The sequence below is a fragment of the Martelella sp. AMO21009 genome (genome assembly GCF_053484295.1).
In genome coordinates, this window is the sequence record NZ_JBAKFR010000035.1 from 1 (window position 1) to 23648 (window position 23648).

A 23648-nucleotide genomic window follows, 5' to 3' on the forward strand; every position below is an offset into this window, starting at 1 on the left:
AATCACACCAAAACGGAATCCCATACGATTCATTCATCGCGCCTGATGCTCTAGTCCTCGTGCCAAGCGTTTTCTAGTAATGTCATGTGTTTACTGTCTGGGGTCCGTGAAGAGCATGTCTGAATAAAACAGTGTCCACATCCTGCTCCCGCAACCAACAATGTTTTATCAATCATATCAAAGGCCTCGCTCTCAGCTAGCGAGGCCTTTTTGCTATTCCGCGCCAAAACACCCCGCGCGAGATGCAACTGACCAGCAATTGCGCCATGAAAGTCGATATCGAGACCGACTCCATCTTTCGACGGCCGAACGGACGATCATTCCCAGGCATACTGAACCGCACCGGGTTTGCGGCGCAACTGCGCTGTGATCGTGCCGCCAGATGCCCGTCACCGTTGGCGGATCGTTTCGTGCGACACTGCCACGCCGCGCTCGAGCATCCTTTCGTTGACCTCCCGCAGGCTGACATTGAACTGAAAATACAATCAGACCATGCAGGAGAGGATGTCGACGAGAAAGCGATGATTTTTGTAGGCCGGATACACGCAGGTCAAGCCACCCAACTACCGCAAAACCTTTGACGAAGAACCAACGTGGCAGCACCGTGACCAGCTTTTGTGGCGCCGTTGTCACGGGCCCTCATCTGCGACCCAGAACTTATCCTGATCACCCGCGACGTTTCATATAACCGGCGTCGGCAGGGCGGCGCCGGTGAAATGCGCTTCCAGGTTATCGATCATCAGTCTGCCCATGGCCTTTCGGGTTTCAACCGTGCCGGAAGCAAGGTGGGGTTGAAGCAGGACATTTCTGCATGCGCGAAACCGCGGGTCGAAATCCGGCTCGTTTTCGAACACGTCGAGCGCTGCGGCGCCGAGCTTTCCGCTCTCTAGCGCCGAAAGAAGAGCCTCTTCATCGATATTCGAGGCCCGCGATATATTGATCAGCATGCCGTCCGACCCGAGCGCTTCGAGAACGCTGCGGCCGACGGTGTGGCGCGTCGCCTTCGAGGCGGCAAGCGTCACGAACAGGAAATCCGAGCGGGCGGCGAGTTCTATCGGGTTGTCGATGAACTGCCAGTCGCGCGCATAGTCCTTCGGCCCGATATCGCTGTAGGCGATCTCCATATCGAAGCCTGAAAGCCGACGGGCAACCTCGAAGCCGATGCGGCCGAGACCCAGTACTCCTGCCCGCTTGCCGAATACCCGGCGCTGGGCCGGATATGTGCCATGCGCGGCCCAGTCGCCGGAACGCGCCCAGTTTTCCGCGCCGATCATGCCGCGTGAAAGGCAGAGCATCATCGCGATGCCGAAATCGGCGACGTCGCCGGTCAGCACATCGGGGGTATTGGTAACGCGGACCCCGCGCTCGAGCGCCGCCTCCAGATCGACGGCATCGAAGCCAACGCCGTAGACGCTGATGATTTCGAGTGCCGGCAAGGCCTCGATCAGCGCCCCGTCGGCGCCAAGCTCGCCGCGGGTTGCGATGGCGCGAATCTTCCCGCCATGTTCGGCGAGATATGCCGCCTTGTCCTCAACCGCAAACAGGGGGTGCATGGTGAAAAGACCGTCCAGACGCGCCATGTCCCATTCGGGATAGGGACCGAGCTGCAGTACATCCGGTTTCGACATTGGGAATTTCCTCTGATCTTATTGTTGTGCGCCGCCCCGGCAGCGATCCGATCGCGCCTATTCGAATTTCAACTGCACCTTCATCGACCCCGCGCGATTGCCGGCGTTTTCGAATGCCTCGACGGCATTCGCCAGCGGATAGGTGGCGCTGATGAGCGGTTTGACGTCGACAAGCCCCTTGTTGAGCAGATCGACAGCAAGTCCGTATTCTTCTTGAAACCGGAACGAGCCGCGAATTTCGATTTCCTTGGAAACGACGAGGTTCTGCGGCAGGGCGACATCGCCGCCAAGGCCGAGCTGAACGAGGATGCCGCGCGGCGCAAGCGCCTTGAGGCCGCTTGCGAGCGCCCGCGCATTGCCGGATGCCTCGAACATCACGTCGAAATAGCCCTTGCCTGCGCCAAAGGCTTCAAGCGCTTCCGAATTGTCGGCGACATTGATGGTGCGGTCGGCCCCGACAGCTTCGCCATATCCGAGGGCTGCTGCCATCACATCGGTCACGACGATCTCACGCGCGCCATGCGCCCGCGCCGCGACGATGCAGAGCGCGCCGATCGGGCCGCAGCCGGAAATCAGCACCCGCTTGCCCAGAAGCGAACCGGCGCGGCTGACGGCATGCAGCGTCACGGCCAGCGGCTCCGCCATCGCCGCCTCGCCCAGCGAAACGCCAGCGGCGACCTTATGGCACTGCCAGGCTTCGGCAACCAGACGCTCCCGGAATGCGCCCTGGATGTGCGGCATCGGCATGGCGCTGCCGTAAAAGCGCATGTTCACGCAATGGTTCTGAAGGCCCTTCTGGCAGTAGGCACAGTCACCGCACGGCCGCGACGGCGACACCGCCACACGGTCGCCGACGGCAAACCCGCTCACGCCCTCGCCAAGCGCGGTCACCGTGCCGGCGACCTCATGGCCGAGGATCATCGGTTCGCGGATCCGGACATCGCCGAAACCGCCGTGGTTGTAATAGTGCAGATCGGACCCGCAGATGCCGCCGACGCCGATCTGGACCTCGACCTGACCGGCTGCGACCTGTTGCGGCGCAATTTCCTCGATCCGCAAATCCTTTGCGGCATGAATGATGGCGGCTTTCATGAAGTGCTCCTGCTGGAAATTATTGTCGTGCCGAGCCTGCCGGAACGGGAAACGAAGCATCGATGATGATGGAATTGGCCGACTGGCGCAGAAACGCGGCAGCCTTTGTCTGCAGCCGATCGACAGGACAGGCGAAATCAAGCGCGAGCACATCGCTCTCGCCATCGGTCGGCTCGAGCGTCGCGAGCTGGCTTTCCAGCAGGGCCGCAGGCATGTAATGGTCTTGCCGGTTCCATACGGGCTTTCAGCGCAGCGCGCTCTCCGTGCAGATGGATGAAGCGAAGGCCCGGTCCCGCCGTCCGGCGCAACAGATCGCGGTAGGATTTCTTCAGCGCTGAACAGGCGACCACGACCCCGCTATCCTGCTTGCCTGCGCTCGCCAGCTCTTCGCTGATGCGCTCCAGCCACGGCCAGCGATCTTCATCCTGAAGCGGGATGCCGGCGCGCATCCTGGAGACGTTGTCGACACTGTGGAGGTCGTCGCCTTCCACAAACCGAGCTTGAGAAGCCTCCGCGAGGCGGCGGCCCAGCGTCGATTTCCCGCAACCGCTGACCCCCATGACCACGACCTGAACCGCCATCAGACACTCACGGTAATGCCGCCATCCACGGCAAGCGTGTGGCCGTTGACGAAGGACGACGCCGATGAAGCGAGAAACACGGCGGCGCCGATCAATTCCTCGACATTGCCCCACCTTCCGGCGGGCGTGCGCTTTTCAAGCCAGGCGGTGAATGCGGGATCATCGACGAGCGCCTGATTGAGCGGCGTTTCGAAATAACCCGGCGCGATCGCATTGATCTGCAGGCCGTATTTCGCCCAGTCGGTGCACATGCCGCGCGTCAGGTTGCGCACCGCGCCCTTGGTGGCGGTATAGGGCGCAATGCCGGGCCGGGCGAGTTCGCTCTGCACCGAACAGATATTGATGATCTTGCCGCGACCGCGACCGATCATGTGCCGGGCCACCGCCTGGCCGGTGTAGAATGTGCCCGAAACATTGGTATCGAACAGGCGCTGCCACTGCTCGGCGGGGAAATCCTCAAGCGGCGTGCGGTACTGAATGCCGGCATTGTTGATGAGGATTTCGATCGGTCCGATCTCGTCCTCGGTCTTTGCGATCCTGGCTTCCACGGAAGCCCGGTCCGTCACGTCGAAGATCGCCGGCCAGGCCTTGATCCCCTGCTTGCGGAAAGCCTCGACCGCAGCTTCGGTCCTGGCTGCATCGCGACCGTTGATCACCGGAATGGCGCCCTGGTCCGCCAGCCCTTGCGCCAACGCGTTGCCTATCCCCTGGCTTGAGCCGGTGACCAGCGCAATTCTGCCATCCAGTCTGAACATGTCCGACATCCGAAATCTCCCTGCATGCGAAAAATGAAGTGTAGGCCTAAAGGTCGGTGGTCAGACCCTTGGCTTTCAGCACGGCTTCCAGATTGCAGACATCGATGATGGTGCGGCCGTCCTTGTAGGCTTGGATGAAGCCGGCTTCGGCATCTTCGCGGGACTGGGATTTCTTCGCCACCTCGGCTGCGTCTTCCTTCCTGACCATGACAAGGCCATCGGCATCGCCGCAGATGACGTCGCCGGGGCGGATCACTTCGCCGCCGACGATGATGTCGGCATTGACGCGGCCAAGCGTTTCCTTGACCGTGCCCTTGATGCAGACGCTGAGCGAGAACACCGGCAGTCCGAGTTCGATAAGCTGAAGCGTATCGCGCACGCCCGTATCGGTAACGACACCGGCAATCCCCTTTGCAAGGCAGGCATTGCCGAGAACATCGCCGAAACTGCCGGCTTCCTCGTATTCACCGGCGGATACGACAATCACATCGCCCGGCTGGGCATAATGGATCGCAAGCTGCAGCATAATGTTGTCGCGGGGCGAGCTTTCGACCGTGAACGCCGGACCGCAGAGCGACATGTTGCGATCGATCGGCTTGATGCGCGAGCTGAGCGCGCCGAGACGCCCCTGCGCCTCGTGAATCGTGGCGCTGCCGAATTTGGCAAGCGCCGCCACGTCTTCCGGCTTGGCGCGTTCGATTTTGGTCGTGATGTGCGGCATTTCCTCACCCTTCCTAGCGACGGCGGACGTATCCCGCCTGTTGCGGACAAGCATAGGCAGCGGCAGGGCCGGGCGATAAGACCGTGTGCATCTGATGTAATCGGCAATGCCTATGTCGCAGCCCCGCGTCATGCCAAAGCGCTCTGACGTCATTGCATGCTTGCGATGCTAGTTTTCGATTGAACACTGGTTCCAAACGCAAATCAGGACGCGGAGACTTTATGCCGATCACGACAGAAAACCTGATCGCCCGTATGGCCTGGGTCCAAAGGAACGGCCTTGCCGCCTTTTCTTACGAGGAGGACGGCAACAAGGTATCGCTGGTGAGCGGCGCTGTTTCGCCGGCAGCGGGCACGTCGCCTGCGCCTCTGACCGCCATCGCGGATGAAGCGCCTGCAGCAAGAGGCATCTCCGCACCGCTCGGCGGCGTCTGCTACCTCGCCGAAAAGCAGGGCGCGCGTCCCTTCGTGATGGTCGGCGACCGGGTTTTGAAAGGCCAGACCGTTTGCCTTATCGAGGCAATGAAGATCATGACGGCGATCACTGCCGAACAAGACGGCGTGATCGCGAAAATCCTTGTCGACGACGGCGATCAAGTCGATGCCGACACCATGTTGATGAAATTTGCAGATGACTGAGACCAAACAGAAAACGCTGTTCGTCGCCAATCGCGGCGAAATTGCACTGCGCATTATCCGGGCCGGAAAACGGCTCGGATTGCGGGTCGTCTGCGGCTTTTCGGAAGCAGACCGCGGCGCGTCCCATCTCGCGCTTGCCGATGACGCGATCTGTATCGGGCCGGCGGCGGCTTCGAAGAGCTATCTCAATATCGCCGCCATTGTCAGAGCTGCCCGCCTGCTTGATGCGGACCTGATCCATCCCGGTTACGGCTTCCTCTCGGAAAAGCCTGAATTTGCCGAGGCGGTGGAAAAGGCCGGCATGACGCTGGTAGGCCCGAATGCCGACGTCATGCGCCGCATGGGCGACAAGGTGGAGGCCAAGGCCGCCATGCTTGCCGCCGGCGTTCCCTGCGTACCCGGCTCCAAGGGCGCATTGCCGGCGGATGAGGCCGATATGCTGAGGGTGACCGAAGAAACAGGTTTCCCCGTGATCCTCAAGGCGGCTGGCGGCGGCGGCGGACGCGGCATGCGGGTCGTGCGGCGCGGCGAAGAGCTTGCCGAGGCGGCCATGCTGACGCGACAGGAGGCCGAACGCTTCTTCGGTAATGCCGAAATCTATCTAGAGAAATTCCTCGAGCGCCCCCGCCATGTCGAAATCCAGATCATGGCCGATGCCCATGGCCACGCCGTCTGGCTCGGCGATCGCGACTGTTCGATGCAGCGCCGTCACCAGAAGCTCATCGAAGAGGCGCCTGCTCCCGGGATCGACCGCGCGCTGGTCGCCGAGATCGGTTCGCGTTGCGCACAATCCTGCATTGATATCGGCTATGTCGGCGCCGGTACGTTCGAATTTCTTTATGAGGACGGCCAGTTCTACTTCATCGAGATGAACACCCGCATTCAGGTGGAACACCCGGTTACTGAAATGGTCACGGGCCTCGATATCTTAGCATTACAGATCGAGATGGCCTGCGGCAAACCCCTGCCCTTCGCGCAGGGCGACATCGCAACGGCCGGCCACGCGGTCGAGTGCCGGATCAATGCCGAAGACCCGGAAACCTTTGCGCCAAGTCCAGGACAGGTTACCGCGTTGCATCTTCCGGGAGGCCCAGGCATCCGCGTCGACACGCACATGAATGCCGGCGGCACGGTTTCCGCCCATTACGATTCGATGATCGCCAAGGTGATCGCCTATGGCGCGAACCGGGCAGAGGCACTGGCGCGCGCCCGTGCGGCGGTTGCGGAAATGCGGATTGAGGGGATCAAAACCAACCTTTCCCTCCACCATGACCTTATCGCCGAGCCGGGTTTTGCCGCGGGCGGCGTTTCGATCCACCATCTCGAACGACTGTTGAAGGACAAGGCGGGCGACCATGCGTAAACAGGGCTTGTTTCCGATCGGCAGCCGCGCCCTGATCTATCAGGTCGATTGCCCCTTCGATCTCCCCCATCAGCAGCGCATCTGGGCCATAGCCGAGGAGGTCGCGACATGGAAATGCGTGGCCGAGGCCGTGCCGGGCATGACCAATCTGACCCTGCGGCTGACGGATGTGCCGTCCGACCTCGATATACTGGAAATGCGCCTTGATGCGCTATGGAAAAGCGGCCGCACCAGGGAATTGACGGGCAAGGTGATCGAAATCGACATCACCTATGGCGGCGTGGGCGGCCCCCACATTCACGAAGTCGCCGACATGACCGGCCTTGGCGTCGACGAAGTTGTGCGCCTTCACGCCGCCCCCAGCTACACGGTATTCGCGGTGGGCAGCCATGCAGGCTACTGCTATCTCGGCGGGCTCGATCCGCGCCTTCAAACGCCGCGCCGCAAGGTGCCGCTGCAGAGCCTTCCGGGCGGCTCGCTTTCGCTCGCCGGACTGCAGACCGGGGTATCGGCCTCGGCCGGACCCAGCGGCTGGAACACGATCGGCACGGCCGACACCGTGTTCTTCGATCCTGCGCGCAACCCTGCCGCCCTTCTCGTTCCCGGCGACCAGATCCGGTTCACGCCGGTGGAGGTAATCGCATGATCGAGGTTGTCTCGCTTCCCGCACTTGCCACTGTTCAGGATCTCGGGCGACATGGTCACTGGGCCGAGGGTCTCGGATCGGCAGGCACCATGGACCCGCTTGGCCATTGCCTTGCCAACTGGCTTCTCGGCAATGCCGATGATGACGCAACGCTTGAGATACCGCTGACGCCGGGGCGGTTCAGGATCATCGAGGATACCGGATTTGCGATTGCCGGCGCTGCCTGCGGCGCGACCCTTGACGGCATCGCCTTGCCCCGCTGCTTTGCAGGTACGGCGCGCGCCGGGCAGATTCTTGAATTCGGCGCGATGCGGGATGGCGCACGGGTCTATCTCGCGCTTCCCGGCGGCATTGACGTGCCGGAAATTCTGGGTTCGCGCAGCACCCAGTTGCGCGAGGCTTTTGGCGGCCTTGACGGTCGGGCCCTGAAGCCCGGCGACCGGCTTCGGGGGCGCACGCCCACATACAGCGTTTGCGATATCAGCTTCAATCTACCGCCGCTGCGCCAGGCCGGAGAGACGGAAATCCGCCTGCGCGTGATCGCCTCGGCGGAAACCAATGAATTCACCGAGGCGGCGCTGAAGGCGTTTCACGGCGAAGCCTTCAAGGTCACGCCGCAGAGCAACCGCCAGGGCTACCGCCTTGAGGGCCCGATACTGGAACGGTGGACAGAAGGTGAGTTGCGCTCGCATGGCATCGCGCCCGGAATCATCCAGGTGCCGGCATCCGGCCAGCCAATCATTCAGCTTGCCGATGCCGCGACCATGGGCGGCTACCCCAAGATCGGCTGCGTTATCGACGCCGATCTCTGGCGCGTGGCGCAGGCCCGGCCCGGTGACCTGATCCGGTTCGAGCCGCTCACTTTCGACGCAATGAGAAAGGCCGAAGAAGCCTTCGCGGCCTTTCTCGAAGAAGCCCGGCAGCAACTGACTGCCGGCCGCAGACTGTTTCAAAGCTGGAGCTGAGATGTTTTCCGAAACCGAACTCGAAGACCTCATCGCAGGCATGCGCAAGACCGGTATCCGGGAGCTCAGGGTCGATGGCGTCGATGGCTTTCTGGAACTCGTTCTGCCTGAGGCGGCCGTTGAAACGGCAAATGAAGCGTCCCTGGAAAGCGGACTCATTCCCGCCACGCGCGTCTCCGTCAAGAGCCCTGCGCTCGGCCTGTTTCGGCCGTGCGGCGATGGCGACGGCCTTGCCCCGATCGCGCCCGGCTCAAATGTCCGCAAGGGACAGATCATGGGTTACGTCGCCGACGGCTGCGCGCAAGCGCCGATCGAAGCGCCGGCATCTGGCATCATAGCCGCAGGCGGCGCCACGTCCGGCGCGGTGGTGGGCTATGGCGATATTGTATTCGAACTGGAGGCTGAGGCATGAAAATCGATATCAACGCGGATCTGGGCGAAGGCTTCGGCCCTTACGAGATCGCTGATGATGCAGCGCTGATGGACCAGATCACCTCCGCCAATGTCGCCTGCGGCTATCATGCCGGCGATCCGGTGATCATGGACCGTACCGTCCGTCTCGCCAAGGAAAAGGGCGTCGATCTCGGCGCCCATGTGGCTTTCCCTGACAGGATGGGTTTCGGTCGCCGCAAGATGGATATGCCGCTAAGCGAATTGCAGGCCCATGTCCTCTACCAGCTTGGCGCGCTCGATGCCTTTGCGCGCCGCGCCGGCCACCGGATCACCCACCTCAATCCCCATGGCGCGCTTGGCAATCTGGCTAGCGCCGATGCGGCGATCGCCGAGGCGCTTGCCGACGCGACGGGCGATTTCGACCCCGAGATCGCCTTCCTGGTCCTGCCTGGAAGCGCGCTGGAAAAGGCGGCGCTTGAGCGCGGGCGCAAGATCGTCCGGCTGTTTCTCGCAGACCGCGGCTATCTGCCGAACGGCCAGCTTGCACCACGCAACCAGCCGGGCGCTGTCATCAAAGACGTGGATGCGGTGCTAGCGCGCGTCTTCCAGGTGCTGGGCGAGCAGAAGATCACCTGCGTCACGGGCGAGGAAATCGACATGCAGGTGCAGTCAGTCCTCATTCATTCCGATACGCCCGGCGCGCTCGAACTGGCAAGCCTGCTGAGAGCGAAAATCCTGTCTGCCGGCGGCGCGATTGCACCGCTGTCGCACCGTTGACGCCGAATTCTGAGACATATCGAACACAAGGAATACCGATGCCCGCTTCTGATTACAAAACCGCACTCGTCACGGGCGCTTCCACCGGCATGGGCCGCGCTATCGCCGAAAGGCTGGCCGAAAAGGGGCTGAAAGTCCACGCCGTTGCGCGCAACGCAAAGAGCCTTGAGGAAATTGCCGCGACGAACAACAACATCGTCACGCACGTGCTCGATGTTTCAGATACCGAGGCGGTGACGAAAGTGGTCTCCGGGCTTGATATTGACGTGCTGGTCAATTGCGCTGGCGTCTCGCGGCCTGGCAGCATTCTCCAGTCGGATGCCTTCGATATCGACGAACAGATCGACGTCAACTTGCGCGCTGGCCTGCATCTCGCCCGCCTGCTGCTGCCGAAGATGATGGAGCGCGACCGCGGGCATATCTTCAACATTACCTCGATGGCCGGCCACTACGAATTCGGCGGTCACATCGCCTATCACGCCACCAAGGCCGCAATGCACACTGTTTCCCGGCAACTGCGGGTCGATGCCTTTGGACGCCGCGTGCGGGTCACCGAAATCAGCCCCGGCCGGGTCGAGACCGATATCTTCGCCCGCGTCGAAAAGATCAGCGCCGAGGAAGCCCGCGAGAAGTATTTCGAAGGCTTCGAGATGCCGCAGGTTTCCGACATTGCCGACGCGGTCGAATATGCGATCGGCACGCCGCAATACGTCAATATCGGCCTGATCGAACTCCTGCCGACCCTGCAGGTCCCGGGCGGCCTGAGGACGGCCAAACGCGTCGGCGACGACGTCATCCTCACCGGCAACAAATAGCCCGCAGCCACAACAGCAATCCGAGGAGCACATTATGCCGGCAGAAAAACTTGCCACGCGCGTGACATCGATCCGCATCTCTCCAAGCACCGCCGCCGCCCAGAAGGTGCGCGATCTCAAGGCCGAAGGCCGCGAAATCCTGAACCTCACGGTGGGCGAACCGGATTTCGACACCCCGCACACGATCAAGACGGCCGGCGTAAAGGCAATCGCTGAAGGCGACACCAAATATACGCCGGTCAACGGCACGGTCGCCCTGCGCAAGGCCATCCAGCATGACTTCAAGACCAGGCTCGACATCGACTGCGATCTCGACCGCATCTGTGTCGGCGGCGGGGCGAAACAGATCCTGTTCGTGGCAATGATGGCGACAGTCGAGACAGGTACGGAAGTCATCGTGCCTGCACCCTACTGGGTCTCCTACCCGGACATGGTCGTCGCCAATGACGGCACGCCGGTGATCGTCAATTGCGACGAGAGCTCCCGCTTCAAGCTGACGCCGGAGGCGCTCGAAGCTGCGATCACCCCGCGCACCCGATGGGTGATCCTGAATTCGCCGTCGAACCCGACGGGCGCTGCCTACACCGCCGAAGAACTGCGCGCGCTCGGCGCGGTCATCAAGCGGCATCCCGATGTGCTTGTGATGTGCGACGAAATCTATGACCGCATCTGGTTTGCAGATTTTCCGGCACAGAGCATTGTGAGCGTGATGCCGGAGCTTGCCGATCAGGCGCTGGTCGTCAACGGCGTTTCCAAGTCATACGCCATGACAGGCTGGCGGATCGGCTATGCGGTCGGGCCGAAATTCTTGATCGACGCGATCAACAAGCTGCAGTCACAGATGTCGTCCTGCCCCTCCTCCATCAGCCAGGCCGCCGCCGCTGCTGCGCTGACCGGTCCGCAGGACAGCGTCGACGAAAACGTCACGGTCTATCGCGAGCGCCGTGATCGCGCGCATGAGCTGATCAATGGAATCCCCGGACTTTCCTGCCTGTTGCCGGACGGCGCCTTCTATCTTTATCCAAACTGCGCCGGCGTCATCGGCAAGAAGACGCCGGCCGGCAAGACCATCGAGACCGATCTCGATTTCAGCCTTTACCTCCTGGAAGAGGCGGGCGTTGCATCGGTGCATGGCGGCGCCTACGGGCTTGAGCCCTATTTCCGTATCTCGACAGCAACGTCGATGGAAGTCATCGAAGCCGCCTGCGCCAAAATCGCGGATGCGGTCGCGAAACTCAGCTAATCCTGCTGTTCGCTATTCTGGCGGGCGAGTGCGACGAGGTTTTCCTGAACCACCATCGTCGCCTCGCTCAACGGCAATTGCGCCGACCAGCAGACCGACATGTTGATGCGCATGTTGGGATTGCGGATGCGGAAGCTGCGCGCTTCCGGCAATCGGCGCTGCACGGCCTTGGAGGCAGACAGCGGCAGGATCGTGTCTCCGAGCCCTTCGCCCAGTGCGTTGGAAAGCACGGAGATCGACTCCGTCTCGGCGATAATGCGCGGGGCAAGGCTCATGCGGCCGAGATTGGTCTCGATGACCTGCCGCAGGGTATGAACCCGGCTCGGCAGGATCAGATCGCGCTGCGCCACATCGGCAAAGCCAACATCCGCGCCCTCATCGAATTCCTCCGAAACCGTCACGAAATGCAGTTCCTCGGTCAGTATGCGTTCGAAGCCGAGGCTTGGAATGGGACCGGGATAGAAGATCAGCGCCACATCCATCTTGCCGGTCATCAGCAACTCGCTCATGGTCCCGCCGCCGACATTCTCGTTGACGTAGAGCACGATGCCCGGATACTCCGCACGTATCTTCTTGATCAATTGCGCTGCCAGAAGCGCACCGAGACCGAGCGGCGCAAGGCCGACCCGCACGACGCCGGTGATCTCCTCGGATGCGCTGGCGATATCGAGTTCGGCCTCATCGATCTGGCGCAGGATGCGCTGCGCATGGCGATAGAGCACCTTGCCCGCCTCTGTCGGGACAACGCCGCGTTTGGAGCGGATCAACAATTGCCGGCCGTAGTGGGCCTCAAGAGCTGCGATCTGCTGGCTGAGTGCAGGCTGGGCAATATGCAGCATCGCAGAAGCGCGGGTGATGCTGCCGATATCGATGATCTTGACGAAAGACTTCAGCTTGCGGATATCCATGACGCTCGTCCCTGCAATCGCGCTTTTGTGCCATACGCAGTTTTATCTGGCTTTGAGACGCAGTATCGCGACGACTGACACCGAGACGGGCACGACATACGACGGCTTTTTGCGGCGGATATACATGAAAACGCCGATTTGTTGTAGCCTCCTGTGAAACGCCCCGATAGAAGCTGCGCGATCGAACGTGGCGGACCGGGCGTCGATCGTACTTTAGGCGCTGCGCAGCCGGGCGCGCAAGCAGACCTAAACATAGGTTTTCACGATCACATCAGAGCGAACCAGTGTTTTTCCTTTACGAACAACATCTCTAACCTGCGGAACTGCGTAAAAAAAATGGGTTCAGGTCTTCCGGGCGTGTGTGAAATGCCTTTGCGCCACCGGTTGATCGCAACGAAGTAGGGAACAGAAGTATGAAACTGCTTAAAACAACCGGCATCGCTACCGCCGCGCTGATCGCCTCTGCGAGCATCGCCGCCGCGGAAACCAATCTCCGCTTTTCCGACGTTCTTCCGGAAGGCAACTTCATGGTCGACAATGCCCGGACCTTTGCCGAAGCCGTCGAGAAGGCCACCGATGGCGAGGTGACCATCACCGTAAACGCCGCCGGTTCGCTCGGCTTCAAAGGCCCCGACCAGCTTGCCGCAGTCCGCGATGGTCTTGTCGACATGGCCGACATTAACATCAGCCAGCAGGTCGGCTCCAATCCCATGTTCGGCGCCGAGGGCGTGCCTTTCCTGGTCACCTCGATGGATGAGCTGAAGGAATACCACACCTATCTGCGTCCCGAATTCGAGAAGCTGTTCGAGCAGTATAACCAGAAGCTGATCTACATGGTGCCGTCGCCGGCACAGTATGTCTACCTAAAGGAAAAGATTGAAAACATCGAGGATTTCGCTGGCATCCCGGTGCGCGGCGCCGACAAGAACACCGTCGACATCATCAGCAGCATCGGCATGGACGGCGTCGTCATGCCGTGGGGCGAGCTTCTGCCCGCGCTGGCTTCCGGCCGCGTCGATGGCGTTGCCACCTCCGCCACCTCCGGCGTTGACGGCCGCTTCTGGGAATTCCTGGAATACATCTACCCGACCAACCACACCTGGGGATCCAACGCGGTTACCATCAACATGGATGTCTGGAACGATCTTTCCGAAGAAGATCAGGCCGCCATTCTTGAAGTCGCCGCCGAACTGGAGCCCGCGTTCTGGGACGTTTCGCGTGAAGCCGACGAAAAGAGCATCGCGGTCATGGAAGAAAACGGCATGATCCTGGTCCCGCTTTCGGATGAGCTGAAGGCGGAGATCGCCGACAAGGCCACGACCGTACAGTCTGAGTTCTTCGAACGCGTTCCGGACGCCAAGCCCTATGCCGACGAATTCCTCGCAACGAAAAGCGCGCAAGACTGAAATGAGTGATACCCCGTCTCGCGAAAACACCCGCCCCCTCGGCGGATTTCGTGGACCTGCTGCGGTCCTGCAAAGGACCGCAGATCTGGTTTCACTCCTCGGCGCATGGCTTGCCGGGCTCTGCATCGCAGGCCTGACACTGCTGGTGCTGACGGATATCCTGCTCGCCTTCTTCAGCCGCTATCTGAGCTTTGTCCCTTCGGGAACCGGCATTGGCTGGGAGTATAGCGCCTATCTGATGGGCGCGGCCTTTCTGCTGGGCTCCGGCATGACACTGCGGGCGGGGTTGCAGCTGCGCGTTGAAATCATTCTTTCTTCGGGTCGAGCCGGGCTTGTGCGGGTTCTCGAGATTGTTTCCGCCGCGCTCGGTTCCGCCGTCACCGTCACCCTGGCGGTCTGGCTGTTCAAGTTCACGCTGCGCAACTACGGCTATGGCGATGTCTCGCAGGAGAGTTTCACGCCGCTGTGGATCCCCCAGGCCGTGCTGACGCTTGGCGCTGCCATCCTGGCCTTCCAGATGATCGCGCGGTTTATCACCGCTCTTTGCGGCAATTTGGTCAACGATCCCCAATTGGGCGCGGCCAGCGCCATCGAGTGACTGAGGCATATCCGGCAGGAGCGGATGTCGCCTTTCCGCCGGACACGTCCAAGACAATGAAAAGCGCATTTGAGGTGATTTTTTCACCGGAACAGCGCCGGTGCGGCAGAGACCGCAGCTTTAATCAAAGGTGAACTTATGGGAACGGTCGTCGCAAGCCTTTTCGGGCTTTTGTTCGGAACTCTCGCCGCAGGCGCATGGATCGGCATTGCGCTGCTGACGACCGCGATCGGCCTTGCCGCCTTCTTCACCCACATTCCGATCGACCGGCTGTTTCCGCAGTATATCTTCAACATTCTGACGACGCCCGATCTGGTGGCCCTGCCGCTGTTTATTCTGATGGGCGAATTCCTGTTTCGCACCAAGCTTTCACAGGCGCTGTTTTCGGGACTTGCGCCATGGGCAGGCCTGCTGCCGGGCCGCCTGCTGCACGTCAACATCGTCGGCTGTTCGATCTTTGCGGCAATTTCCGGCTCGTCGGCGGCGACCACGCAGGTCGTCGGGCGCATGACGCTGAAGGAACTCCTGAACCGCGGCTATTCGCCGGAACTTGCCATCGGCAGCCTCGCAGGCGCGGGCACGCTCGGCTTCCTGATCCCGCCCTCGACGGTGATGATCATGTATGGCGTTCTCGCCAATGAATCCGTTGTAAGACTGTTTACCGCCGGCTTCATTCCGGGTCTGCTGCTGGCCTCGACCTTCGGCGCCTACATCATGATCCGCAGCAGCATCAAGAAGGACCTTGTTCCCGAAAGCGAGCGCGCGCTGCGCCACATTCCCTTCCGTCAGCGCGTTGCGGCGCTGCGCGATCTCGCGCCCGCGATGTTCCTGATCGTCTGCGTGCTGGGTTCGATGTATGGCGGTCTCGCAACGCCCTCGGAAGCCGCGGCGCTCGGCGTCGTCGGCGCCTTTCTCGTTGCCCTTTTCCAGAAGGCACTGTCGCTGCGGGTGATGCGCGACATCGTGCTTGGCGCGGTGCAGACATGTTCGGTCATGGGCATCATCATTCTCGGCGCCTCAGTGCTCGGCAATATCACCTCCACGCTCGGCATACCCTCCGCCGTCGCCAACTTCGTGACCGAGATGAACCTGTCGCCGATCCTGCTGATCATTGCGCTGATCGCGCTCTATCTGATCCTCGGCACGGCGCTTGAGGGCTTCGCGATGATTGCGACGACTTTGCCGGTGGTCCTGCCGCTGGTGGAAGCGGCCGGCTTCGACAAGCTCTGGTTCGGCATCTTTATGGTGCTGGTCGTCGAAATGGCCCAGATCACGCCGCCGGTGGCGTTTAATTTCGCGGTGATACAGAACATTACCGGCCGCAGCACGGCCTATATCGCCAAGGTGACCTTCCCCTTCCTGGTGATCATGATCATGTTCGTGCTGTTGCTGGCCCTGTTCCCTCAGATCGTCACATTCCTACCGGACATGCTTTACGGCTAGCGCGAAACCGACATGCGACCGACTTAGTGTCTAAAGATAATGCCCCAAGCTCTTTGGCGCCGAGTTTTGCGAACGGGTCGAGCGAGATCGCAACGTCTGCAACCCTTTTCGATATTCCAAAGGTGTTACCAAGCTGTTTAACTGGCGCTGATCCTGGACCGCGATTGTGCGCCAAGTGGACGTACTTGAACGTTTCGGCCAGACCAGCCGCCGCAATGGCGCTGGGCGATGAACAGGACCTCGAACGCCGCACAAGCGAAGTCCGCCTCCCTTGGAAGAGAGGCGGACCGGTGTCGACCATTCATGGCGCGTTTAATGCTCGAAAGCTTCCGTCAGCTTTCTGGCAGACCGTAGGCGATGATCGTGTCGCTGATCGGCGTTTCCATGAAGTGGTGACCGCCGGGGTAGATGATCACGAACTGCCGCCCCGCGACCTCGACCACGAGCGGATTGGCCTGGCCGCCGCCCGGCAGTCTGTCGCTCCAGAGCGTTTCGCCGGTTTCAGAGTCGATCGCGCGGATCAGATTATCCGTGGTCGCTGCGATGAAGATCAGTCCGCTCGCGGTGACGGCCGGACCGCCATTGTTCGGCGTGCCGATGGTGATCGGCAGCATGGAGGGAATGCCAAAAGGTCCGTTTCTGGCCGCCGAACCGAAGGGCCGGTCCCAGACCGTATCGCCGGTTGCCAGATCGATGGCGCGAATCCCGCCATAGGGCGGCTCCTTGCAGAGCAAACCGGTAAATTTGACGCGCCAGCCGGCATTGACGTCGATCGCATAGGGCGCGCCGATCTGCGGACCGGCGTCGGCCAACGGAGACTCTCCTTCCATTGGTGGCTCGTAAATGGCCCTCACGCCCGCTTCTTCTGCCTCTTCACGCGGCACCAGCCTGTTGTGGTTCGGCATGTTGTTGTAATTGGCGATCAGAAGGCCGCGTTCCGGATCGACGGCGACCGAGCCCCAGTCATTGCCGCCGTTGTAACCCGGATATTGTATCCAGCGTTGATCCGTTGTGGGCGGTGTGTAGATGCCGTCATAATGCGACCGCCTGAACTGGATCCGGCACCAGAGCTGGTCAATCGGCGACATGCCCCACATGTCTTTCTCTTCCAGCCGCGGAAAGGCCAGCGTGTGATAGGCGGAGAAAGGCTGCGTCGGCGCAATATAGTCGGGCTCGACGCCTCCCTGCGGCACTGGCCGTTCCTCGACGGGAAACAGCGATTCCCCGGTCTCGCGGTTGAGGATGTAGATATCCCCCTGTTTGGAGGCGAGAACCAGTGCCGGGACGGAGCCTTCATCGGTTGGAAAATCAACCAGTGTCGGCTGGCTGCCGAGGTCATAGTCCCAGACGTCTCGATGGACGGTCTGGAAATGCCAGACAGGCTGGCCCGTCGTCACATCGATGGCGACCAGAGATGTCGAATATTCGTTCTCCGCTTCACTGCGGTTGGAGCCGTAATAGTCGACCGCCGAATTGCCGAGCGGGAGGTACACATAGCCGAGTTCCTCGTCCCCGGCAGCGGTGGTCCACATATTGGGCGTGCCGCGCGTATAGACCTCGTCTGGCCCGGCCTGGCTTGTATCGCCCGGTCGGCCCATGTCCCAGGCCCATTCGAATTCGCCGGTAACGGCATCGAAGCCGCGGATGACGCCGGAAGGCGAATCCTCCGCATTGCCGTCCGTCACCTGGGCACCGACAACGACCACGCCGCGCACGATGGTCGGCGGAGAGGACATCGCATACCACCCCGGAACGGTCTCGCCGAGGCCGCGTTCGAGATAGACCATGCCATTGTCGCCGAAGTCGTTGCAACGCTGACCGGTTTCGGCATCGATGGCGATCAGGCGGGCATCGAGCGTTCCCCAGATGATGCGCGTCGCGCAAGGGTCGTAGGGATCGGCATCAGGCACTTCAAAATAGCTGACGCCGCGGCAGGTCGCGCCATACGGGATTGCATCTGCGGGCACGTCCGGATCGAAGCGCCATTCCTCCTTGCCCGACTGTGCATCGATCGAGATGATATTGCCCATGGGGGTGCAGGTGAACAGCTTGTCGCCGATCTTCAGCGGCGTGTTTTCCGGGGAATATTTGCCCTTGGCTTCCGGTCCGGGAAGGTCTCCGGTGTGAAATTCCCAGATGCGCTCAAGATCGCCGACATTTTCGGGCGTGATCTGGGTGAGCGGCGAATATTTATCGCCGTGGATGCTGCCGCCCCAGGCCGGCCAGTCTTCTCCCGCCTCGCGCATCGCCAGTGCCGGACGGGTTTCGCCGGCTTCCGATGCGTCGGCGTCGCTCTGCGTCATCGATCGCTCGCCCGGCTCGTTCTCCGGCTCCAGCACGACGCCGCCACGCAAATCGGCAGGCGTTTCAGGCGCAGATTGCGTTTCTTCACTGGTGTCCGCCTGGGCGAAGGCGGGTGGCCCTGCGGACCATTGCGCGGTCAGCGCGCCGAGGCCGATTGCCGCAAGCACCGCTGTCGCCGCTGTCGTGCTCCGGCCCCCTCGCCATAGCGCCGGATCGCGGCGGCGCAGCTCAGGCACCGCAAGCGCGACAAGCGCGAGAATAACGGTGGGCGCCACAAGGCGCGGCACCAGAGGCCAGCCCTGCAGCCCCACTTCCCACACCGCCCAGACAAGCGTGAAAATGTAGGTCGCGCCATAGAGGAGCGCGCCGGAGACCTTGCCTTTTGTCATCAGTACGCCTGAAGCCACGAGGCCCAATCCGGCGATGAGATAGTACCAGGAGCCGCCAAGCGAAATCAGCCAGACGCCGCCGGCGCCGATCACGGCGCCAAGCAGGACCAGCAGCGCTCCAAGCAGAATGGCATACCAGTGGGCTATGGGGTGGCGGGATTGTCGATGCTCTGTTTGATGGGTCATGAACCTGTCCCTTCAGCTTTTGGAGATGCGCGCTGCGACGTCCGAACGTGGTCGAATGCAGAGGCAGAAAAAGCCGGGGAGCGCCAACAGGTTTCCAACGTTCGCCTTGCGCGACACGCCCCTCGTCTTCTCACGCGCCCGATGATCCAGTTTTTGCTTTGCCGCGGCGGGTTGTCGAAAAACCGGATTCCACTTTTCCTCTCGGGCCCTGTCGCCAGATGCAGCAGCGCATTCTGCTTGCACGTACAGTCCGTGCGGATAACGAAAAACCGGAGTCCGCACCCGGCGGCTCCGGTTTTCGCCAACGTCAACTATTGCGTCGCTGACTGTTGTTCTTCGTTCTGCGCGGCGGCGGTTGCCTCATCCCTGTCATAGGGCATATCGTAATAGCTGCTGCCCGGCGCATAGCCGTAGCCGTAATAGGGATAGGCGTAGGGCCTGCGGACGCCATAGCCGTCCTCGGGGCTGACGACCACGGCGGCAAGCCGCCCGTCATCGATGACGAGATCGTTGATATAGCCGTAATCGCTATAGATGTCGCCATCCTCCACCCTTGCGAAGTCACCGATCAGATCGGTTGCGCGGAAGGCGACCGGTCCGGTCCTCAGATCATCATCGACAACCTGGGTCTCGCTCGAAGCTTCCCGCGCAGCGAGATAGCTCGGCTTGAACATGCCGTAATCCGGGAGGTTGTCCTCGTTCACGGGAACAGTGATGCGGTCGGTTTCAAACTGAACCTCGTCCCAGGGCACGTTCACGTGGGTATCAAACAGATCCCAGAAGCCGCCGACTTCGGCGATGATCGACCGGATCTCGCCGCTTCGGTCGAACACGATATTTTCCACGCTGCCGATTTCCTCTCCCGTCTCGCCATAGACGGCGACGTCATCGAGTATGTGGTCGACGCTGACGCCGCTCGCGTAGAGCTCATCCGTGTTCCAGTCGGCAAGGGCGATGACATCCTGCGCACGAACCGCGCCCGCATTCGAGCCCGGAACGCGGACCTTGGCCGCGTTGGCGCTTCCAGAGCCGTACTCGTTTTCGGAAAGCTCCTGATTGCCGTCCGTGTCGTAGATGCTGAACAGTACGACACTGAAAGCATCGGCATCAAGATTTTCGTTATCGAAACCGAGTTGCGCCATCGTGTCTGAACCACGCATCCCGGAGACGAACTCCTCCTGCGTCGCGACATCGTCGTCGCCCGAGATATCACTGAATGCTGGCTTGGCGTCCGTGCCGGACCAACTGGTCAGGCCGGCGTTATATTCATTTTGATCCAGCTCGTTGTTGCCATCCTTGTCCCAGGTGGAAAAGACCCCGCGAAGAATTTCCTCGTGATCGAGATTGCCGCTCTCGTCGGCGTCCCAGGCGACGAACACGGCACGGCTCATCTCTGCGAACTCTGCATTGCCTTTCGAAGCACCGCCTTTGGCATCGTCTTGATCGGCCTGCGCCACCACTGGCGTCGCTGAAGCGAGTGACAGAAGAAGCACAGCTGTGGTTCTTTCCAAACCTTTGATGCTTAAATTCTTCATTTTTTCCTCCTTTCTGTTTCTGACACTCCGCGAACTGGGTGATCGGGCAAATGTTCCAGGCTTTTGCCGATTTGCGTTTGAGACGTTTCTGCGAGCAGGACAGCGGTTTTACCCGCGTTCCAACCCTCAGCTCCCTGCGAGAAGCCAGAAGTATTCCGCTCAGAGCAACTGCCCAGCCCAGCCACGCGAGAATGAAGAGCAGCCCGTCTTGCACGATCAAAGCGAGCCCGAACGCTGCGATGGCGCCTGTCGGAGCGCTGCCGGCAAAGGGAACAACTCAAGGGGAGGGGCGGTAAGATGTTGTATCTTTTCGGTTCTGTCCGAGTTCGAATCCACGGTGCTGATGGCCGTCGGCTACTTCCATCCCGTCACCCGCGCTGAACTCTCAAAGAATTTCGGTAAGGAGGTCAACCGCGGCACGATTGGCTCGCTGCGCAATGCCGCCCTCATCGCCTCCGGCCCCCCTGCCGCCCGGTGTCGTTTTGCACTTCGAAGTGGGACTCGGGCATTTTTTGCAAAACTTTGCACTTCAACCGCGATCCAGCCAGTGGATTATCGCCCGACGCTCTAGTCCTCGACCTCGGCATTCCCGTCACTGAGCGTCACGACGTTATGAGGTCTTCTTACACGCGGTCCGTTCAGTACCGCGGAAAGAAATTCGACACGAGAAGACCGGCCGCTGCACCGAAGGCCCGCGCATCCGGGCCCATGCTGCCTTCCTTGACTGCCACCGGCAGTATTCCCTGCGTGTCCAGACTGTCGAGTTCCGTTCGGATCCGCTCCACGAGCTGGCTTCGGACGTGGGCCGGAAATCCGCCGTCAATGAACACGACATCAAAGTCGGTGACGGCGCAGACATTGACGATGCCGCGCGCCAGTTCGGGCGCCACGCGGGCGATCCAGGCATCAAGAATCTGCGAAAATCCGCTCCAGCGCTTCTGCCGCCCGTAGACGATCGAAGGGTCCTTGCCCGCTTCCTTCAGCGCGGTTTCCAGCAGATGCAGAGAGCCGCATTCCACAAGCTGGGCCTCGCCGCCTTCCGCTGTCGTCACTCGTATCGCCCCGAAAGCGCCGGCGTGCCCGCGTCCGCCCCGAAACACCTTGTCCTCGATCACCAGCCCGCCGCCAACAAAGGTGCCGACGAAGAAATAACCGAAATCCGTCAGGTCCTTGCCTTCGCCGAAGGCATATTCGGCAAGGCAGGCAGCCGTCGCGTCGTTTTCGATGACGATCGGTATATCGGTGAAGCGCGCGATCTCGGCGGTCAGGTTGACGCTGTCCCAGGGAACGGTCGGCACGGCAGACGGCAGCGCAAACCGCTCCGGCCAGTCGCCGACCTTGCCGGGCACGGCGATGCCGAGACCAACGACGCGGGCGTTCCGCTCGTCATCAAGGCCGCGTCTTATCGCCGCCATGGCGGTGCGAAGAAATTTCAGGATGTCGTTGATCTCCGGTCGGTCATAACGCAACCGACGGATCGCCCGGCAGGCTCCGGAAAGGTCGAGCAGAACGAGATCGCAACTCCTGCGACCGACCTTGAGACCGAACGCATAGGCGCCGTCAGGATCGATCATGAACGGCGTCAGCGGCTTGCCGATCTGTCCGCGCACCGGCGTGCCACGTTTCAAAAGGCCATCCTGCTCCAGCCGGCGCAAAATGACCGACACGGTCTGGAACGAAAGCTCGGTCTGTTGCGAAAGATGGCCGGCGGAAACCGCGCCCTGGCGATGAATGAGCGACATCATCAGACGCTCGTTAAAGTGCCCGCCGCGCTTCTGGTTCACGCCAGTATCAAGATCTGCGAAATGTCCCGCCATGACCGCAAACTAGCGACGGGTCTTCCGACGGTCAATCGACCTAGTTATTAATTCCACTTGAAATATTATATAGCCCTGTTAAGGTCGCCATGTTCTTGACATTCGGCAAGAGTGACACGCTCGGCCGAAGCGCTTTCGCGACCGCCGGGGAGTGGTTCGCGGCAAGCACAGAAAATCTGGAGGAGACCCAATGAAGAGGCTTATCTGCTCGGCGCTCGCGCTGGCCTTAGCCGGCCCGGCGCTTGCCGAAACGGAACTTACTTTCCGCTACAATGATCCCGATTTCGAAACCATCGAGGCGGCGTTGAAGGATTTCGAATCAAAGCATCCCGATATCAAGGTTGAGCTGCAGCGCATTTCCTGGGCCGATGCCCGCACGCAGTTCCTGCGCGAGACCGCCGTCGGCGAGGGCCCGGACGTGGCGCATATGGCCTTTGTCTGGCCGCTCGAGCTTGGCCAGGCGGGCGCCGTGCTGCCGCTCAACGAATTCATCACCAGCGACCAGTTGCAGGGCTATATCGCGCCGGACCTCGCCGAATCCGCTGACGGCGAGATCTACGCTCTGCCCTGGACGACCGACACGTTCACCATCGCCTACAACAAGGATCTTCTGGACGAGGCCGGGATCACGGTTCCCGAGACCTGGGAAGACCTGCAGGCCGCCAGCAAGGCATTTCACGAGAAAACCGGCAAGGTCGGCTTCGGCTTTCCGGCGGGCTCGGCGGCCCAGAACACGATCTGGTTCCTCGCCAACTATTACTGGTGGTCGCATGGCCAGTCGCTGATCGTCGAGGATGGCGAAGGCGGCTACAAGATCGGCCTGACCGAGGAAATGCTCGCCGAATCGATGGAATACTTCAATTCCTTCATGGGCGACGGCGGCAATCCAGAGGCCAACATCACCGGCTCAAACTGGTCCGATCCCTCGATCATGGATGCCATGGCCTCCGGCGAGCAGGCGATCGGTTTCTTCCCGCCGGGCACGCTGCGCGAGATCGTGAAGACCTATCAGGAACGTTCCGGAAGTACCGAAACGCCGTTCATGACCACCACCGATCCGGCCGGACCGGATGGCGTTGCGAGCCACGTCGGAGGGCGCTCGCTGGTGATCAACGCCAATACCGAGCACCCGAAGGAAGCCTGGGAACTGGTGCAGTATCTTTCGAGCGCCGGCTTCTTCTCCGACTATCTGACGGTTCAGCTTCCGGCCAATGAGGCGCTTCTCGGCAAGCTCGAATTCGGACCGGAAATGCAGGGCTACACCGAGCAGCTACCGCACGCCCGAAGCTGGGGACCCTATGCCAACCCCTTGACGCCGATCGGCACGATGCAGGCCGATGCCGGACGCGAATTTGCCTCGGTCTTCATCGGCGAAAAGACGCCCGAGCAGGCAGCCGCCTCCTATCTCGCCGGCATCCAGAAGATGCTGGACGACTAAGGCAAAG

Annotated in this window: 21 protein-coding genes and 2 pseudogenes; 13 read left to right on the plus strand and 10 right to left on the minus strand. The window is 61.2% G+C overall.

Annotated features, from left to right (window positions below; all coding sequences use genetic code 11):
• Window positions 1-395 precede the first annotated feature (395 nt).
• From V6766_RS22250 to V6766_RS22275, 6 genes and pseudogenes are all read right to left on the minus strand, one after another.
• Window positions 396-485 (minus strand): annotated as a pseudogene (locus V6766_RS22250) (IS6 family transposase); the annotation flags it as partial.
• A gap of 195 nt (window positions 486-680) precedes the next feature.
• A complete protein-coding gene (locus tag V6766_RS22255) occupies window positions 681-1628 on the minus strand; it encodes a 2-hydroxyacid dehydrogenase (protein WP_448470301.1) in 948 nt (315 codons plus the stop codon).
• A gap of 57 nt (window positions 1629-1685) precedes the next feature.
• A complete protein-coding gene (locus V6766_RS22260; protein ID WP_448470303.1) occupies window positions 1686-2720 on the minus strand; it encodes an L-idonate 5-dehydrogenase in 1035 nt (344 codons plus the stop codon).
• A 19-nt stretch (window positions 2721-2739) separates the two neighbouring features.
• Window positions 2740-3301: pseudogene (locus V6766_RS22265) on the minus strand (gluconokinase).
• A complete protein-coding gene (locus tag V6766_RS22270; RefSeq protein WP_448470305.1) occupies window positions 3301-4065 on the minus strand; it encodes an SDR family oxidoreductase in 765 nt (254 codons plus the stop codon). Before V6766_RS22270 ends, V6766_RS22265 begins: the two are co-directional and overlap by 1 nt.
• A gap of 37 nt (window positions 4066-4102) precedes the next feature.
• The gene (locus V6766_RS22275) at window positions 4103-4777 is read right to left on the minus strand and encodes a 4-carboxy-4-hydroxy-2-oxoadipate aldolase/oxaloacetate decarboxylase (protein WP_448470307.1); all 675 of its coding nucleotides are present in this window, start codon (window positions 4775-4777) and stop codon (window positions 4103-4105) included.
• Between the two features lie 221 nt (window positions 4778-4998).
• Here V6766_RS22275 and V6766_RS22280 point away from each other — a divergent pair, with 221 nt between their 5' ends.
• From V6766_RS22280 to V6766_RS22315, 8 genes are read left to right on the plus strand one after another with little or no spacing between them, the layout of a single operon-like run.
• Window positions 4999-5415 (plus strand): acetyl-CoA carboxylase biotin carboxyl carrier protein, encoded by a 417-nt coding sequence (locus V6766_RS22280; RefSeq protein ID WP_448470309.1) that lies wholly within the window; start codon window positions 4999-5001, stop codon window positions 5413-5415.
• Complete coding sequence (gene accC, locus V6766_RS22285; RefSeq protein ID WP_448470311.1) at window positions 5408-6778, plus strand: acetyl-CoA carboxylase biotin carboxylase subunit; 1371 nt, start codon at window positions 5408-5410, stop codon at window positions 6776-6778. Before V6766_RS22280 ends, accC begins: the two co-directional genes overlap by 8 nt.
• Complete coding sequence (pxpB, locus tag V6766_RS22290; RefSeq protein WP_448470313.1) at window positions 6771-7424, plus strand: 5-oxoprolinase subunit PxpB; 654 nt, start codon at window positions 6771-6773, stop codon at window positions 7422-7424. The genes accC and pxpB overlap by 8 nt, the downstream gene beginning before the upstream one ends.
• Entirely contained in the window at window positions 7421-8389 is a 969-nt protein-coding gene (locus V6766_RS22295) for a 5-oxoprolinase subunit C family protein (RefSeq protein ID WP_448470315.1), read from the plus strand. Before pxpB ends, V6766_RS22295 begins: the two co-directional genes overlap by 4 nt.
• Window position 8390: 1 nt before the next feature.
• Window positions 8391-8801, plus strand: a complete 411-nt coding sequence (locus V6766_RS22300; protein ID WP_448470317.1) for a hypothetical protein — start codon at window positions 8391-8393, stop codon at window positions 8799-8801.
• Window positions 8798-9559 (plus strand): LamB/YcsF family protein, encoded by a 762-nt coding sequence (locus tag V6766_RS22305; RefSeq protein WP_448470319.1) that lies wholly within the window; start codon window positions 8798-8800, stop codon window positions 9557-9559. The genes V6766_RS22300 and V6766_RS22305 overlap by 4 nt, the downstream gene beginning before the upstream one ends.
• A 38-nt stretch (window positions 9560-9597) precedes the next feature.
• Window positions 9598-10374, plus strand: a complete 777-nt coding sequence (locus V6766_RS22310; RefSeq protein ID WP_448470321.1) for an SDR family oxidoreductase — start codon at window positions 9598-9600, stop codon at window positions 10372-10374.
• 34 nt (window positions 10375-10408) lie between these two features.
• Window positions 10409-11617 (plus strand): aspartate transaminase, encoded by a 1209-nt coding sequence (locus tag V6766_RS22315; protein ID WP_448470323.1) that lies wholly within the window; start codon window positions 10409-10411, stop codon window positions 11615-11617.
• Here V6766_RS22315 and V6766_RS22320 read toward each other — a convergent pair.
• Window positions 11614-12525, minus strand: coding sequence for a LysR substrate-binding domain-containing protein (locus V6766_RS22320; RefSeq protein ID WP_448470325.1), 912 nt, complete (start codon window positions 12523-12525; stop codon window positions 11614-11616). The two genes, V6766_RS22315 and V6766_RS22320, sit on opposite strands and share 4 nt — an antisense overlap.
• Before the next feature lie 413 nt (window positions 12526-12938).
• On the opposite strand from V6766_RS22320, the gene V6766_RS22325 reads away from it, so the two are divergent.
• The 3 genes from V6766_RS22325 (at window position 12939) to V6766_RS22335 (ending at window position 15972) form a co-directional block, all read left to right on the plus strand.
• Window positions 12939-13931 (plus strand): TRAP transporter substrate-binding protein, encoded by a 993-nt coding sequence (locus V6766_RS22325; protein ID WP_448470327.1) that lies wholly within the window; start codon window positions 12939-12941, stop codon window positions 13929-13931.
• Window position 13932: 1 nt separating this feature from the next.
• Window positions 13933-14529, plus strand: a complete 597-nt coding sequence (locus V6766_RS22330; protein WP_448470329.1) for a TRAP transporter small permease — start codon at window positions 13933-13935, stop codon at window positions 14527-14529.
• 138 nt (window positions 14530-14667) lie between these two features.
• Complete coding sequence (locus V6766_RS22335) at window positions 14668-15972, plus strand: TRAP transporter large permease (RefSeq protein WP_448470331.1); 1305 nt, start codon at window positions 14668-14670, stop codon at window positions 15970-15972.
• Between the two features lie 332 nt (window positions 15973-16304).
• Here the strand turns inward: V6766_RS22335 and V6766_RS22340 are convergent, their stop codons facing one another.
• Window positions 16305-18851: a membrane-bound PQQ-dependent dehydrogenase, glucose/quinate/shikimate family gene (locus V6766_RS22340; protein WP_448470333.1), complete on the minus strand. Its 2547-nt coding sequence runs from the start codon at window positions 18849-18851 to the stop codon at window positions 16305-16307.
• A 311-nt stretch (window positions 18852-19162) separates the two neighbouring features.
• A complete protein-coding gene (locus V6766_RS22345; RefSeq protein ID WP_448470335.1) occupies window positions 19163-20242 on the minus strand; it encodes a PRC-barrel domain-containing protein in 1080 nt (359 codons plus the stop codon).
• Window positions 20243-20348: 106 nt separating this feature from the next.
• Between V6766_RS22345 and V6766_RS22350 the strand changes: the two genes are divergently transcribed.
• Window positions 20349-20957, plus strand: coding sequence for a hypothetical protein (locus tag V6766_RS22350; protein WP_448470337.1), 609 nt, complete (start codon window positions 20349-20351; stop codon window positions 20955-20957).
• A 67-nt stretch (window positions 20958-21024) separates the two neighbouring features.
• Here V6766_RS22350 and V6766_RS22355 read toward each other — a convergent pair whose 3' ends face one another.
• Window positions 21025-22131, minus strand: coding sequence for an ROK family protein (locus V6766_RS22355; protein WP_448470339.1), 1107 nt, complete (start codon window positions 22129-22131; stop codon window positions 21025-21027).
• 262 nt (window positions 22132-22393) lie between these two features.
• On the opposite strand from V6766_RS22355, the gene V6766_RS22360 reads away from it, so the two are divergent.
• On the plus strand, window positions 22394-23641 hold the full coding sequence (locus V6766_RS22360; RefSeq protein ID WP_448470341.1) for an ABC transporter substrate-binding protein: 1248 nt from the start codon (window positions 22394-22396) through the stop codon (window positions 23639-23641).
• Window positions 23642-23648: the final 7 nt, after the last annotated feature.